Source organism: Actinoplanes solisilvae (genome assembly GCF_003999975.1).
Classification (GTDB): domain Bacteria; phylum Actinomycetota; class Actinomycetes; order Mycobacteriales; family Micromonosporaceae; genus Actinoplanes; species Actinoplanes solisilvae.
Genome location: NZ_RJAC01000024.1, coordinates 96,850 through 110,267, shown reverse-complemented (window position 1 = coordinate 110,267; position 13,418 = coordinate 96,850). Strand labels below are relative to the sequence as shown.

16 protein-coding genes are annotated in these 13,418 nt (G+C 70.0%); 7 read left to right on the top strand and 9 right to left on the bottom strand.

The window, feature by feature from the left end:
* The 5 genes from EER30_RS38310 to EER30_RS38290 form a co-directional block, all read right to left on the bottom strand.
* The coding region (locus tag EER30_RS38310; RefSeq protein ID WP_127506274.1) for an NAD(P)/FAD-dependent oxidoreductase at nucleotides 1-185 on the bottom strand (185 nt) is incomplete at its 3' end.
* The gene (locus EER30_RS38305) at nucleotides 182-595 is read right to left on the bottom strand and encodes an arsenate reductase ArsC (protein ID WP_127506272.1); all 414 of its coding nucleotides are present in this window, start codon (nucleotides 593-595) and stop codon (nucleotides 182-184) included. The genes EER30_RS38310 and EER30_RS38305, both read right to left, overlap by 4 nt.
* A gap of 29 nt (nucleotides 596-624) precedes the next feature.
* Entirely contained in the window at nucleotides 625-1,359 is a 735-nt protein-coding gene (locus EER30_RS38300) for an aquaporin (RefSeq protein ID WP_127506270.1), read from the bottom strand.
* Nucleotides 1,360-1,465: 106 nt separating this feature from the next.
* The gene (locus tag EER30_RS38295) at nucleotides 1,466-2,155 is read right to left on the bottom strand and encodes an arsenate reductase/protein-tyrosine-phosphatase family protein (protein WP_127506268.1); all 690 of its coding nucleotides are present in this window, start codon (nucleotides 2,153-2,155) and stop codon (nucleotides 1,466-1,468) included.
* Between the two features lie 65 nt (nucleotides 2,156-2,220).
* On the bottom strand, nucleotides 2,221-2,583 hold the full coding sequence (locus EER30_RS38290) for an ArsR/SmtB family transcription factor (RefSeq protein WP_127506266.1): 363 nt from the start codon (nucleotides 2,581-2,583) through the stop codon (nucleotides 2,221-2,223).
* Nucleotides 2,584-2,666: 83 nt separating this feature from the next.
* Here EER30_RS38290 and EER30_RS38285 point away from each other — a divergent pair, with 83 nt between their 5' ends.
* Together EER30_RS38285 and EER30_RS38280 are read left to right on the top strand one after the other, a co-directional pair.
* Nucleotides 2,667-4,103 (top strand): FAD-dependent oxidoreductase, encoded by a 1,437-nt coding sequence (locus tag EER30_RS38285; protein WP_432417588.1) that lies wholly within the window; start codon nucleotides 2,667-2,669, stop codon nucleotides 4,101-4,103.
* Between the two features lie 280 nt (nucleotides 4,104-4,383).
* Nucleotides 4,384-5,913 (top strand): NAD(P)-binding domain-containing protein, encoded by a 1,530-nt coding sequence (locus EER30_RS38280; protein WP_127506264.1) that lies wholly within the window; start codon nucleotides 4,384-4,386, stop codon nucleotides 5,911-5,913.
* A gap of 77 nt (nucleotides 5,914-5,990) precedes the next feature.
* Here the strand turns inward: EER30_RS38280 and EER30_RS38275 are convergent, their stop codons facing one another.
* On the bottom strand, nucleotides 5,991-6,830 hold the full coding sequence (locus EER30_RS38275; RefSeq protein WP_127506262.1) for a hypothetical protein: 840 nt from the start codon (nucleotides 6,828-6,830) through the stop codon (nucleotides 5,991-5,993).
* Here EER30_RS38275 and EER30_RS38270 point away from each other — a divergent pair.
* Genes EER30_RS38270 through EER30_RS38260 form a run of 3 tightly spaced genes read left to right on the top strand, consistent with a single transcriptional unit; the run spans nucleotide 6,801 to nucleotide 8,575 of the window.
* A complete protein-coding gene (locus EER30_RS38270; RefSeq protein WP_127506260.1) occupies nucleotides 6,801-7,235 on the top strand; it encodes an ArsR/SmtB family transcription factor in 435 nt (144 codons plus the stop codon). The genes EER30_RS38275 and EER30_RS38270 overlap by 30 nt on opposite strands.
* Nucleotides 7,235-8,308 (top strand): permease, encoded by a 1,074-nt coding sequence (locus EER30_RS38265; protein ID WP_127506258.1) that lies wholly within the window; start codon nucleotides 7,235-7,237, stop codon nucleotides 8,306-8,308. Before EER30_RS38270 ends, EER30_RS38265 begins: the two co-directional genes overlap by 1 nt.
* Nucleotides 8,309-8,329: 21 nt before the next feature.
* Entirely contained in the window at nucleotides 8,330-8,575 is a 246-nt protein-coding gene (locus tag EER30_RS38260) for a thioredoxin family protein (protein WP_127506256.1), read from the top strand.
* A 402-nt stretch (nucleotides 8,576-8,977) separates the two neighbouring features.
* On the opposite strand, the gene EER30_RS38255 is transcribed toward EER30_RS38260, so the two are convergent.
* Entirely contained in the window at nucleotides 8,978-9,889 is a 912-nt protein-coding gene (locus tag EER30_RS38255) for a sulfite exporter TauE/SafE family protein (RefSeq protein ID WP_127506254.1), read from the bottom strand.
* Nucleotides 9,886-11,244 carry an MBL fold metallo-hydrolase gene (locus EER30_RS38250; RefSeq protein WP_240670562.1) on the bottom strand — a complete coding sequence of 453 codons (1,359 nt, stop codon included), beginning with the start codon at nucleotides 11,242-11,244 and terminating at the stop codon, nucleotides 9,886-9,888. The genes EER30_RS38255 and EER30_RS38250 overlap by 4 nt, the downstream gene beginning before the upstream one ends.
* A gap of 260 nt (nucleotides 11,245-11,504) precedes the next feature.
* Here EER30_RS38250 and EER30_RS38245 point away from each other — a divergent pair, with 260 nt between their 5' ends.
* Complete coding sequence (locus tag EER30_RS38245) at nucleotides 11,505-11,774, top strand: metal-sensitive transcriptional regulator (protein ID WP_127506250.1); 270 nt, start codon at nucleotides 11,505-11,507, stop codon at nucleotides 11,772-11,774.
* 357 nt (nucleotides 11,775-12,131) lie between these two features.
* Nucleotides 12,132-12,494, top strand: a complete 363-nt coding sequence (locus EER30_RS38240) for a carboxymuconolactone decarboxylase family protein (RefSeq protein WP_127506248.1) — start codon at nucleotides 12,132-12,134, stop codon at nucleotides 12,492-12,494.
* Between the two features lie 354 nt (nucleotides 12,495-12,848).
* Here the strand turns inward: EER30_RS38240 and EER30_RS50255 are convergent, their stop codons facing one another.
* Nucleotides 12,849-13,010 carry a DUF8730 family Cys-rich protein gene (locus EER30_RS50255; RefSeq protein ID WP_489884463.1) on the bottom strand — a complete coding sequence of 54 codons (162 nt, stop codon included), beginning with the start codon at nucleotides 13,008-13,010 and terminating at the stop codon, nucleotides 12,849-12,851.
* Between the last annotated feature and the right edge of the window lie 408 nt (nucleotides 13,011-13,418).

Genomic DNA, 13,418 nt, shown 5'->3' with positions numbered 1-13,418 from the left:
TCGGGGCCCATGATCCCGTCGCGGAAACCGGGGAAGTTCTCCACCTCGGTGGTGGTCATCAGAGCACCGCCGGACTGAACGCCCTCGATCACCAGCGGCTTGAGGTTCGCCCGGGCCGCATACAACGCCGCCGTGTAGCCGGCCGGCCCGGAGCCGATGATGATCAGATTCCGTACGGGGTTCACGGCTTGCCTGCCGGGAGAAGGTCGGCCAGCAGCGCCTCGATGCGGGTCTTGATCTCGTCACGGATCGGACGGACCGCCGCGACGCCCTGGCCGGCCGGGTCGTCGAGCTTCCAGTCCTCGTAGCGCTTGCCGGGAAAGACCGGGCAGGCGTCGCCGCAACCCATGGTGATGATGACGTCGGAGTCCTGCGCAACCTCGTACTCCAGGATTTTCGGGGTCTGGTCGGTGATGTCGATGCCGACCTCCCGCATCGCCTCGACCGCGGCCGGGTTGACCGTGTCGGCGGGCGCGGATCCAGCGGAACGGACTTCCACGGCGTCGCCTGCAAGGTGGCGTAGCCAGCCGGCGGCCATCTGGGAGCGGCCGGCGTTGTGGACGCAGACGAACAGGACACTGGGCTTGTCGCTCATGGTGTTTCTCCTTGCAGTCAAAGGGGGAGTCAGGCAGTACGGGCGGAGTCGTGCTCGACGACAACGGTGTCGGCGGCCTCCCCGGCGCTGGGATACAGAGCGAGCAGCAGGCCGACCCCGACGAGCAGGCCGACGATCTGGGCGGCGACAAATCCGGGTACGGAGGCCGGAGCGATCCCGGCGAAGGTGTCGGTGAACGCGCGTCCGACGGTGACCGCCGGGTTAGCGAAGCTGGTGCTGCTGGTGAACCAGTACGCAGCCCCGATGTACGCGCCGACCGCCGCCGGAGCGACCGCGGCCCGACCGGAACGGGCCAGCGCGAAGATCAGCAGGAGCAGGCCGGCGGTGGCGACAATCTCACCGAGCCAGAGGTGCCCGCCGGTGCGGTCCTTGGTGGACAAGGCCACCGGGGCGAGATCGAACATCAGGTTGGCCAGCACCGACCCCGCGATCGCTCCAAGGGTCTGCGCGACGGTGTATCCGGCCAGATCTCGGGCGGTGAGGCCGGTGCTGGTGCGGCGGCCCAGAAACCAGTCGGCGGCCGAGACGACCGGGTTGAAGTGGGCACCGGACACCGGGCCGAAGGTCAAGATCAGCGCGGCGAGCGCGAACGCGGTGGCGACCGAGTTCTCGAGAAGCTGCAGGCCGACGTCATCAGGCGACAGCGTGACGGCCATGATGCCGGAGCCGACGACGGCGGTGACCAGCAGGGCCGTACCGACGAACTCGGCCAGCAGACGTCGCCAGGCTGCGATGGGATGCATGGGTGCGAAACTCCGGTCTCTGCGCGGTGGGGATGATCAGCCGGGCGGCGTGCGGCGTGCCCGGTCGATGGGATCGGGCCGGGTGTGTGCCGCGGCGCGGAACTCTTCAGTTCTGCTCGGGCCGGTGCGGGGCGGCTGGTGCTACGCGGTCGATGCGCTGGGCCAGGTCGCGGTAGGCGGCCTCGAAGGCAGCGTCGGTGTTGACGCGTACGGGGTCGGGGACCGACCAGTGAAGCCGGGGCCGGACGGGGCCGGTGAGGTCTTCGTGGGCGTTGTCGCAGACGGCGATGACCAGATCGCCGTCGTGTACGACGTCGGCGACGTCGGCGGTGCCGGTCGGGTCGAGCCGTAGGCCGTGCCGGTGGGCGATCTTGACCGCGCGGGGATGGACCCGGGCCGCGGGCTTGGTGCCGGCCGAGGCGACCGCGCCTCCGATGCGGTCGCGCCACAGGGCCGCGGCGAGCTGCGAGCGGGCCGAGTTGTGGGTGCAGACGAACACCACGCGCCGCGCGTCCTGCAGCGCCGGCGGAGTGAGGGAGGCCAGGACGTCCGGTTGCAGCCGTAGATAGGTGCGGCGCCGGTCGCCCTCGGAACGGGTCCGCACGATCAGCCCGGCGTCCTGCAGCACCTTCAGGTGGTGAGCGACCAGGTTGGTCGGCATCGCGAGATCCCGGGCGATCTCGCCGGGGGAGGCGTCGCCGAGGGTGAGCGCGTCGACGATCGCCAGCCGCGCGGGCTCGCCGAGCGCGGCATGGACACGCGCCCGCGTCTGCAGGGAAGAAGCATCGCCGTTCATTGAGTCAATGCTTGCTGAGCGTTCCCCGTCCGTCAAGCCGGGGGGCCCACTGTGACGGTGGCCACTCAGGCGTCGATGTCGAGCAGCGCCGAGAGCCGGCGCATCAGCGCAGGCTGGGCCCGGTAGTACACCCAGCTGGCCCGGCGTTCCGCGGTGACCAGGCCGGACTCCTTGAGCGCCTTCAAATGGTGCGAGATGGTCGGCCCGGAGATCTCGAACGCCGGCGTGAGGTCGCAGACGCAGATCTCGCCCCCGGGCGCGGACGCGATCATCGACATCAGTTGCAGGCGGATCGGGTCACCAAGGGCTTTGAAGGCCTGTGACAGGGTGCCGGCCGCCTCGGGCGGGATCGGGCTCTGTGCCAGCGGGGCGCAGCACGACATGGCGTCGAGGTCGAGGACGGCGAGCGATGCGGCTGGTTTCGACATGCTTCGAGGTTGACAGATGTCGAATCCGCGTGCAAGTCTCGGTTTCGATAAACGTCAAGTTCGACTGATCTCGAATCCGACTCATGTTCGGGAGGACCTCGATGAGCACCCAGCTCGACCAGATGCCCGTTGCTGTCATCGGCGGCGGACCCGTAGGCCTGGCCGCCGCAGCCCACCTCGCTGAGCGCGGTATCGCCTTCATCGTTCTCGAGGCCGGCGACGGGCCCGCCGCGGCGGTCCGCCAGTGGGGACATGTCCGGCTGTTCTCGCCGTGGCGGTACAACATCGACGCCGCCGCGGCCCGGCTGCTCACCGAGGCCGGCTGGGTGCGCCCGGACGACGGTAAGCTGCCCACCGGCGCTCAGCTTGCCGCCGACTACCTGCAGCCGCTGGCCGACCTGCCCGCCCTCAAGCCGCACGTGCGCTACGACGCATCGGTGGTTGCCGTCACCCGGCTCGGCCTCGACCGTCTCCGCAGCGCCGGCCGCGCCGACACGCCGTACCTGATCCGCCTCGCCAACGGCGAGGACGTGCTCGCCCGCGCTGTCGTCGACGCCTCCGGGACCTGGATGACCCCGAACGTCCTCGGCGCGTCCGGCATCGCCGCCCATGGCGAGACCGAGGCCGCCGGCTACGTCGACAGTGCCCTACCGGACGTGCTCGGCCGCGACCGGGACCGGTTCGCCGGCCGCCGCGTCCTGGTGGTCGGTGCCGGGCATTCGGCTGCCAACACGCTGCTGTCGCTGGCCGAACTCGCCGAACGGGCACCCGGCACCACGGTCACCTGGGCCGTCCGCGCCGCATCTGCGGCCCGCACCTACGGCGGCGAAGCCGCCGACGCGCTCCCCGCCCGCGGCGCGCTCGGCAGCCGGCTGCGCAGGCACGTCGAATCCGGCGCCATCAGCCTGTACACCGGCTTCAGCGTTCAGGCCGTCACCGCGGGCCCGGACGGCGTCGAGGTCTCCGACGGCACCCGCACGATCACCGCCGACCGGATCGTGTCGGCCACCGGTTTCCGGCCCGACCACGGCATCGTCGCCGAGCTGCGTCTGGACCTCGACCCGATCATGGGCTCGACCCGGGCGCTGGCCCCGCTGATCGACCCGAACGAGCACTCCTGCGGCACCGTTCCGCCGCACGGCGCCGACGAACTTGTCCACCCCGAGCCCGGCTATTTCGCGATCGGCGTCAAGTCGTACGGCCGCGCCCCGACGTTCCTGCTCGCCACCGGCTACGAGCAGGCCCGCTCGGTCGTCGCCGCGATCGACGGCGACTGGACCACCGCCCGCGACGTGCAGCTCGACCTGCCCGAGACCGGTGTCTGCAACAGCAACCAGGATCTCGACAGCGACACCATCGACGCCGGCGGAGGCTGCTGCGGCACCCCGTCCGCGGCCGAAGCGGTGCCGGTCGGGCGAGGGCTGGCGACCGGCATCTCCGGCGGTCTGTTGCGCACCCCGCTCACGGTGATCACCGTGCCATCCGGCAACCAGGAGCAGACCGGCGGCTGCTGCAGCTGATGCACGTATGACCTCTTCCGAGACGGTGGCCGCCGATCCGAGGATCGGCGGCCACCGCGGACTCGGCTCCGGCCGAGAGCGAAGGCGATCGTCGCCGCGCTCGCGGTCACCCAGACCCCCGTCGGTACGCCACCATCGCCGGCACCCACACCAGCGTGCTGACAACCACCACGGCACTGTGCGTACTCGCTGCGATGACGCTGTGGGTCACGAGCGCCTACGCGCGTCGATAGCCGCTGTACCGTTCAGACACCACTGAAATTCAGGGAGTAAGCCCTTCATGAGCAGCGAAAGTCCCGAAGTGACCTCGGCGCTGGCCGCACTGGAGGACCTCCCGGTCGTGGTGATCGGCGCCGGTCCCGTCGGCCTGGCCGCCGCAGCGCACCTGTATGAACGTGAGCTACCGTTCCTCATCCTCGAAGCGGGCACCACCGTCGCCACGTCGGTCCGCGCCTGGGCACACGTGTCGCTGTTCAGCCCCTGGCGGTACAACATCGACGCCGCCGCACGCCGTCTGCTCGACACGGCCGGCTGGGCTGCGCCCGACGACGACGCCGTGCCGACCGGCGCCCAACTGATCGAGAGCTATCTGGAGCCTCTGGCCAAGACGCCCGCTATCGCCGGTAGCCTGCGCTGCAACGCCCGGGTGACCGCGATCAGCCGGGTCAGCCTCGACCGGGTCCGCACCGACGGGCGCGCCGACCAGCCTTTCGTGCTGCGCCTGGCCGAGGGGGCCGAGATGTTCGCCAGCGCCGTCATCGACGCCTCCGGCACCTGGAACACCCCCAACCCGCTCGGCGTCAACGGCCTGCCCGCCCACGGCGAACACGAACTCGCCGACCTCATCGACCACGCCCTGCCCGACGTACTCGGCGCCGACCACGACACCCACGCCGGCCGGCACACCATCGTGGTCGGCTCCGGGCACTCCGCCGCCAACACCCTGCTCACTCTCGCCCGCCTCGCCGAAACCACCAGCGGCACCCGCATCACCTGGGCCCTGCGCGGCACCGCCGCACGCGCGTTGAGCGGCGACGACGACACCGACCAACTGGCCGACCGCGGTGCTCTGGGCAGCGGACTGCGGACCCTGCTCGACACCGGCCGCGTCACCCTGCTCGAAGGCTTCGGCGTGCACACCGTCAGCCGCACCGAAACCGGCATCCAGCTCACCGCCACCGACGGGCGCACGATCACCGCCGACCGAGTCGTGGCCGCCACCGGTTTCCGGCCCGACCACAGCGTCACCAGCGAACTCCGCCTCGACCTCGACCCGATCCTGGGCTGCACCCGCACCCTCGCCGAGCTCATCGACCCGAACGAGAACTCCCGCAGCGCCATCACCCCACACGGCCACGCCGAACTCGCCCACGCCGAACCGAACTACTACGCCGTCGGAATGAAATCGTACGGTCGTGCCCCGACGTTCCTCATGACCGTCGGCTACGAACAGGTCCGCTCGATCGCCGCCGCCCTGGTCGGCGACTTCGACGACGCCGACGACGTCCAACTCGACCTACCCGAAACCGGTGTGTGCGGCACGGGACTCGGCGCCGACCAAGCCGCCCGCGACATTGCCGCCCGCTTCGGCCTCGACCCCGACGTGCCCAGCGCCCTCGCAGCCGCCACCATCGCACTGCTGCCCACGGCGGCCGGCACCGGCGAGGCCGTACGCGAAGCCGCGGCACAGATCGGACTGGACCCGCAAGTCGCCCTGCGGATCGCCGCCTTCGACGACGAACCCGGCTCCCTGCCCAGCGTCGCCGGGCTGATCAGCCTCACCCCCTCGGCTGCCGGAAGGTGCTGCTGAAAACCGGCCAACCACGACGCCGACCTCTTGGGGTCGGCGTGCTGCGCCTGCCCTGCCGGCCCTTCCTCGTCCGAGTGTCAGACCGACGCCCGTCCGAGCCGCACCGCGACCGGAACGGACACCACGTACATCAGCAAGCCGTAGGCCAACAGCGCAACGACGACCGTGTCGCCGACCGATGTGGCGAAGAACAAAGCCAGCGACAGATTGCGCACCGCGGTCGTCATACCGACCGCCCGCCGCTCCGGAGTTCGGCCCAACGGGATCGCGGTGACCGACAGGCAGACAAGCACCAGGAACGCGATCACCACGATCGGCTGCCAGCCCAAGCTCGGCAACTGGCCACCGGCCGTCACCGCGAAGTACACGACGAGGGCGACCAGCAGCACATCGGCGACCCGCCGCGCGACGCGATGCACCCGGTCCGCGCGCTTCCTGTCGCGATATCGCAGCCACATGCCCACCGCCAGCGGCGCTACCTGCCCGGCCAGTGCACCCAGGACCAGCCCGGCGCCCGCCCAGCCGGATGGCACGACGTCGTGGCCGGACAACCGCGCCCACAGCGGGACGCTCGCCAACCCCAGCGGTGCCAGCGCCGCCTGCAGAGCGGCGCTGACGGCCAGATCACCACGAGCATGCAAGGTGAGCAGCGCCCCCGTCCCGCCGCCAGGCGCGGCTGCCGCCAGCACGATCCCCACAGTGGCCGACGCCGCCACATCCGCTACCGCACACGCAGCGACCGCGAGGCCGGGCACCACGAGCACGTTCACCACCACCGCGACCCCGAGCACCAGCCGCCGGCGCGCCAAGGCCCGGAAGTCGGTGACGGTCACCGCCGTGCCGACCGCCGTCATGGAGGCAACCAGCAACACGCCGACGAAAAGGCCATGGCACTGGATCACCACGACATTCTCCACCTGGGTGGCAGCCTGTTCGGGTCGGGACGTTCGGCCCTGAACGTGCGGCGGGTCCACGCCGACGATGGGGACGTGAACACTTCTACCGCAGTTGAACTGTCCAGCCTCTCGGGGTGTGCGCTGCTCTGCGTGGCGGCGGACCCTGTGCGCTGGCGGTTGCTGTCGGCACTGGCGGCAGGGGAGCTGTGCGTGTGCGAGCTGCAGCCGATTGCGAGGGTGACCGCGCCGGCGCTGTCGCATCACCTCAAGGTGCTGCGCGCAGCCGGCCTGGTGACCGCCGCCCGGCGAGGCCGCTGGATCGACTACAGCTTGGCGAGCGACGCCGCGGACCGGCTGCGGGCGGCACTGCCGCTGGCTGTGGCCCATGCCGGCTGCGGGTCCTGCCATGCTGCCGGAAGCGTGTGATGACGGCCCGGGACAGCGCCGCGCCTGGCGTGCAACCGCCGGCCACCCCACGTGGACGGGTCCGCCGGGTCGTTGCGCTCGGCCTGGCCGCACTGGTGTGGGCGGGTGCGCTGCTGGTCAACGAGCCAACGTGGGACCGGGTCGTTTATCACTGGGGTGGACTGTCCGCGGCGACCCGGTGGGGCTCGGCGGTGCACTTCTTTCTCACTGACATCGTGAAGATCATCCTGCTGCTGGTCGGAATCATCTTCGTGGTCACCGTGCTGCGCAGCTACATCACTCTGGAACGCACCCGGGCACTGCTCGGCGGGCGCCGGGAAGGCGTCGGCAACGTGATGGCCGCCGGCCTGGGGGTGGCGACGCCGTTCTGTTCGTGTTCGGCGGTGCCGGCGTTCATCGGGTTCGTCGCCGCCGGGGTGCCGCTCGGGGTGACCCTGTCGTTCCTGATCGCCAGCCCGCTGGTCAACGAGGTCGCCGTGGTCCTGCTTTACGGCCTGTTCGGCTTCAAGATCGCCGCGCTGTACGTCACGTCCGGACTGCTCATTGCGATCGGCGCAGGGTGGCTGCTGGGCCGGATGCGACTGGAACGCTACGTGGAAGGCTTCGTCTTCACCACCACACTGCGCGGCCAGCCCGTGCCGCCCGGCACCGCGCTGTCCTTCACCGACCGGATGCGGCTGGGCCGCGAAGAGGTCGCCATCATCCTGCGCAAGATCTGGCCGTACCTGCTCGCCGGAATCACCCTCGGCGCGATCATCCACGGCTGGGTGCCCGAGGCGTTCTTCGTGCGCTACGCCGGATCTGACAACCCGTTCGCGCCGCTGGTTGCCGTCGCCATCGGGGTGCCGCTGTACTCCAACGCCGCCGGCATCCTGCCCCTGATCGAGGCCCTGCATGCCAAGGGCCTGGCCACCGGGACCCTCCTGGCGTTCATGATGAGCACCGTCGCGCTGAGCCTGCCCGAGATGATTCTGCTGCGCCGCGTCCTCAAGCCCCCGCTGCTGGCCATCTTCACCGCCGTGGTCGCCGCCGCGATCCTGGCCACCGGCTACCTGTTCAACGCCATTCTCTAACCACCACGGAGGTGGACCGCCATGCTGATCAAGATCCTCGGCCCTGGTTGCGCCAACTGCGCCGCCCTGGAACATGCCACCCACGCCGCGCTCGCACAACTCGGCTGGCAGGCAGCCGTCGAACACGTCACCGACTACGCCGCGATCGCCGGTTACGGCGTGATGAGCACCCCCGCGCTGGTCGTCGATGAGCAGGTGCTGCTGACCGGCCGCGTACCGCAGGCCGGACAACTCGCGGATCTGCTCGCCGCGCACACCCAGCAGTGACTGTCACAGGGTGGACGGCCTCGGTGCCGCAAGAAACACCGGCGGGACACGGGGCAGCCCCGGGTGCATGGAGTGACGCCCGGCACGCAGGCCGGTCCGTCGACCGCGGCCGCAACGGACTCGCGATCCGCCACGTCGGCGAACCACGCTCGGAATCTGCAGATCGGAGCCGAGCACAGGCCCGCTCGAGTTCCGAGGCCGGGGTCCGTGCCATCGCTGGCCGGCGCGGGGCCTTCGAAGAATCGTCTGCCGATGTCGTCCGGGAGGCTTTGCGCGCGGCCCGGAGCGCTCGACAGGATGGCAGACTTTACGCAGTACGCCCGGGAAGGGCTGGCTCCGGCTTCGGGTCGGTGGTCGTCCGCAGGCTGGTCACCGTTCAGGGCAGCGAGGATCGCGCCGGCCTCAATGACCGTGACTACCGCTGACCCGTTCTCCATCGTGCCGTGGCTGGTTCGCGGGTGCATGGTGCCTGCGCCGCCGCACGACAAGGGCGATGCCGACGGTCGCGGCGGCCAGGACGCTGATCACCGTCCACAGCTGCGGCGAGCTCCACAGCCTGGCCGGCAGTTGCTGGGCGAGGACGAAGACGCCCATGCCGAGGACGAACCAACCGAACGCTTTGCGCAGCAGGTCCTCGTGGACGCGGCCGGCGAGTTTGCCGCCGAGCAGGCTGCCGACGATGGCGGCGACGGTGACGGCGGCCGCGAGCTCCCAGTTGATGTGGACGTCAGCCAGGTATCCGCCGAGCCCGGCGAACGACTTCATGGCGATGACCAGCAGTGAGGTCCCGACGGCGACGGGCATGGGCAGACCGCCGATCAGGGCGAGGGCGGGTACGACGAGGAAGCCGCCGCCCGCACCGACCAAGCCGGTGACGAGTCCGACCACAACGCCGTCGACGATCACTCGCAGCACTGGCAGTTCGTGCGGCACGGGCCGATCGGGCCGGGAGCGCCGGCCGCGGATCATGGCGATGGCGGTGGCGAGCATCATCAGCGCGAAGGCGGTGAGTAGCACCGCGCCTGAGATGTACACGGCGACGCGCCCTCCGGCGTACGCGCCGGTCATCCCGGCGAAACCGAAGATCAGGCCGGTACGCCACCGGACCCGGCCGCGGCGTGCGTGGGGGATGACACCGATGGCGCTGGTAGCGCCGACGACCAGCAGTGACGTGGCGATGGCTTCCTTGGCGGGCAGGTCGGCGACGTAGACCAGCAGGGGGACGGCGAGGATGGATCCGCCGCCGCCGAGCAGCCCCAGGGTGACGCCGATGCCGGCGGCGAGGATCACGGTGACGATGAGAGCCATGGTCATGAGGTGCGGACGGCCAGCCCTGCCGTCGCGGCGTTGGCGAAGTCGTCGTCGATGGCGACGACGTGCCGTCCGGCGCGGGCGAGCAGGGAGGTGGCGATGGAGGCGCGGTAGCCGGCGGCGCAGTGTACCCAGACCTCGCCGTCGGGGATCTCGCCGAGCCGGGCGGGCAGGTCGTGCAGGGGGATGTGCACGGCGCCGTCGATGCGGGCCTCGGCGGCCTCGAGATTGCGGCGGGTGTCGAGGATGACGACGGGGCGGTGGTGGCGCACCTGGGCGAGGTCGGCGAACGTGGCCCGCGGGTAGGACTCGAGGTCGTGGTCGCCGGCCCAGTCGGTGGGGTCGCCGGTGGCGTGGGCGGCGGGGTGGTCGATACCGATACGGACCAGTTCGCGCTGGGCCTGGGCGATCTGCTCGGGGGTCTCGGCGAGCAGGGTGAGCGGCGTTCCCCAGGGGATGAGCCAGCCGAGATAGGTGGCGTAGCTGCCATCGGAGCCGAAGTTGAGGGTGCCGGCGACGTGTCCGGCGACGAACGCGACCCGGTTGCGCAGGTCCACGACCCATTCGCCGTCGGCGAGGCGTTTGCGGATCTGGTCGGCGTCGGCGCGCTGCGGTGTGCTCAGGTCGGGTGCGGCGGGACCCGCGTTGTTGGCCGGGGCCATGTGCGCGTAGTAGGCCGGCCACGCATCGAGGCCGGCGAGCAGCGATTCGACGAAGGCGTCCTCGGCCTGGGTCAGCACCGGGTTGGCCCGCTTCTCGGCTCCGATGGTCGAGGCGGCAGCCTCGGACTGTGTCGCGGAGCAGAAACTGCCGAACCCGTGGGTCGGGTAGACGCCCGCCGTTTCGGGTAACTCGCCGGCGAGCCGGTGGGCCGAGTGGTACTGGTGGTGGACCAGGTCGTGGGTATGCGCGGGGCCGAGCAGGTCGGGCCGTCCGACGGAGCCGTACAGCAGGGAACCGCCGGAGAACACGGCAGCCGGTTGTCCGTCGGCCTCCAGGGCGTAGGACAGGTGCGTGAAGGTGTGCCCGGGAGTGGCCAGCACGCGCACCCGCAGGGAGTCTCCGACGGCGATGACGTCGCCGTCGCGCACCGCGACCCGGTCGAAGGTGACCGGGTCGTCGGCGTTGACGTGATAGGCGGCGCCGGTGGCCCGCGCGAGGGCGTAGCCGCCGGTGACGTAGTCGTTGTGGATGTGCGTCTCGAAGACGTGCGTGATCGTCACACCCTCGGCGGCAGCCAGGTCGAGGACACGGTCGATGTCACGCTGCGGGTCGACGACGAACGCGTGGGTGCCGTCGTGGACGACGTAACTGCGGTCGCCGAGCGTGGGTGTGTCGATAGGCAGGACACGAAACACGGTGGTGACTCCTTCGCGCAGGTGGGAGAAGCGGGTTCGGTCAGGCGGCAGTCCGGCTGCGCGTGATCGGGTGGCCGGCGCGGGCGGCAAGCCTCTATTCCTTCCGAGGATTGCATACCCCCGGGGGTATCTGCCTCCGACCATAGCGCGCACACTCCGACGTTCGTCAACCCCTTGGGCGCGCGCCGGCGGCGGCATGACACCGGCGGCCGGCATACCCGGCGGGGTATTCTGGTCGTCGGCCGTTCCGGGAGGTAAGCATGGAGATCGAGACAGACACCCTGACCGACGTCATCAAGCGGCTGCGCCGCGCCGAAGGTCAGATCCGCGGCATCATCGCCATGCTGGAATCCGGCCGCGACTGCACCGACGTGGTGACCCAGTTGGCGGCCGTGTCGAAAGCCCTGGACCGGGCCGGCTTCAAAATTATCGCGACGGGTCTGCGGCAATGCATCACCGCGGAACAGGACGGCAAGAAGCCAACCGTCGACATGGCGCAGATGGAGAAGTTGTTCCTGTCGCTGGCCTGAGACTCACCCGCCGAACGCTTCGAATGGCCGGCGCGGGCCGGAAGATGCAGATAGGCCACGAGCGCGCCGTCGAAGCCGGCGGCCGGCAAATGAGCCGACAGCACGTCCTCGACCGCCCAGCCGCACGTCGAGAGAGCCCGTTCAGCCGCCGGCTGTCTGCTCCGTCCGACCCCGGCCCGGGAGAGATCCAGGGCGAGGACCTGCCGGCCCTGTTGCTCTCCAAGTGCCGCGGCGCAGCTGATGCCAAACAACGGACCAATGGCCCACCGGCGCGGGACCAACGACACCGGCGCAGCTCCCGCTCGCGGGCAAGGATCGACATGAACCCAGGTCGATACTCGAGAAGGGGTCGAAACAATGACCCACGGCAATGCGGTACGCGAAGAGCTCAAAGCGCCCACCCGCGCCCTACGCCGGGCCATCCCTGACGTCTACAACGGTTACCGGGAGCTGCACGACGCCGCGCTCGCCCCCGGCGCTCTCGACACCAGAACCAAAGAACTGATCGCGCTCGCGATAGCTGTCAGCAAAGAATGCGATGGCTGCATCGCTGCGCACGCGCACGCCGCCGTTCGGCACGGCGCCACCCCGGCGGAGGCCGCCGAAACCATCGGCGTGACCTTCCTGATGAATGGCGGCCCGGCCACCGTCTACGGGGCACGGGCGTTCGACGCGTTTCAGGAATTCCACGAGCAGCGTCAAAAGGACGAAGCTGCCTGACGTCGTCCACGGCGAGGGGTCCGGAGCGGGCGATCCAACGCTCACGTCGCCGTCCTCGCAGCCTGCGGGAACGGTGACCGGCGGCGGGTTGGAACTGGTGGTGCTCGATCTCGGGCTGCCAGGCATCGACGGGCGCGAGGCGCGGACGGCCGCGAGATGCCGGTGGTGGTGCTGACCGCTCCGAGTGGTCGCGGCAGGCTGACGTGGCGCCCCTCACTCTCGACGGGTAATACTTCTCGAGGTCAGATTGAAGGCGTGGCTCGGCTGGCTGGGTGTGAGCACGCCATGTTTGCGCGTGGCAGCATCTGGTCGGCCGGGATGAGAACGCCGTTGCCCGCTGTGGGTCCGGCGGGGTCAGCGTCGGAACAACCGCGCGAAGAACCCTGTCGACGGCTCGGTCTCGTGGCCGGCGCAGCGTTCAGCCTTCGGTACTCCCCGCAGAGTCTGATCGACGTGCTGGCCGCAACCGGCCCAGGTGGTCTTGCCGCACTTGCGACATGTGACCTGACGACACATGGTCTGGTCCTCCTCGAGATGGTCTCCCTGCCAGGGTATACCCCCTAGGGTATGTGGCGATGGCTGTCGTCCCGTGGCGTTGCGCACCCAGTACTGCGATACGGCGCCCGCCACGATGGCCAACCGGACCGGTGAATTTCTTGCCTCAGCGGTCGAAGTTCTTCGCACTGTGCTGCAACGCGGCGGTGACGGCTTCCATCAACTCGCCGTTGGAGAACGCACGTCAGCACTACAACGGGATTCTCTTGTGCGTGGCGGAGGTGCGAGTACGTGGGGCCGGGCGTACATGATGGTTCCGGTCAGTGGGACGCGACGACGATGACGCCGACCAGTCCTCCCGGCACACCGTTGTTCAGCGTAGGCGTACATGGACTGTCCGTCAGGGCGTTCCGGGGTGAGGTGCAGGCA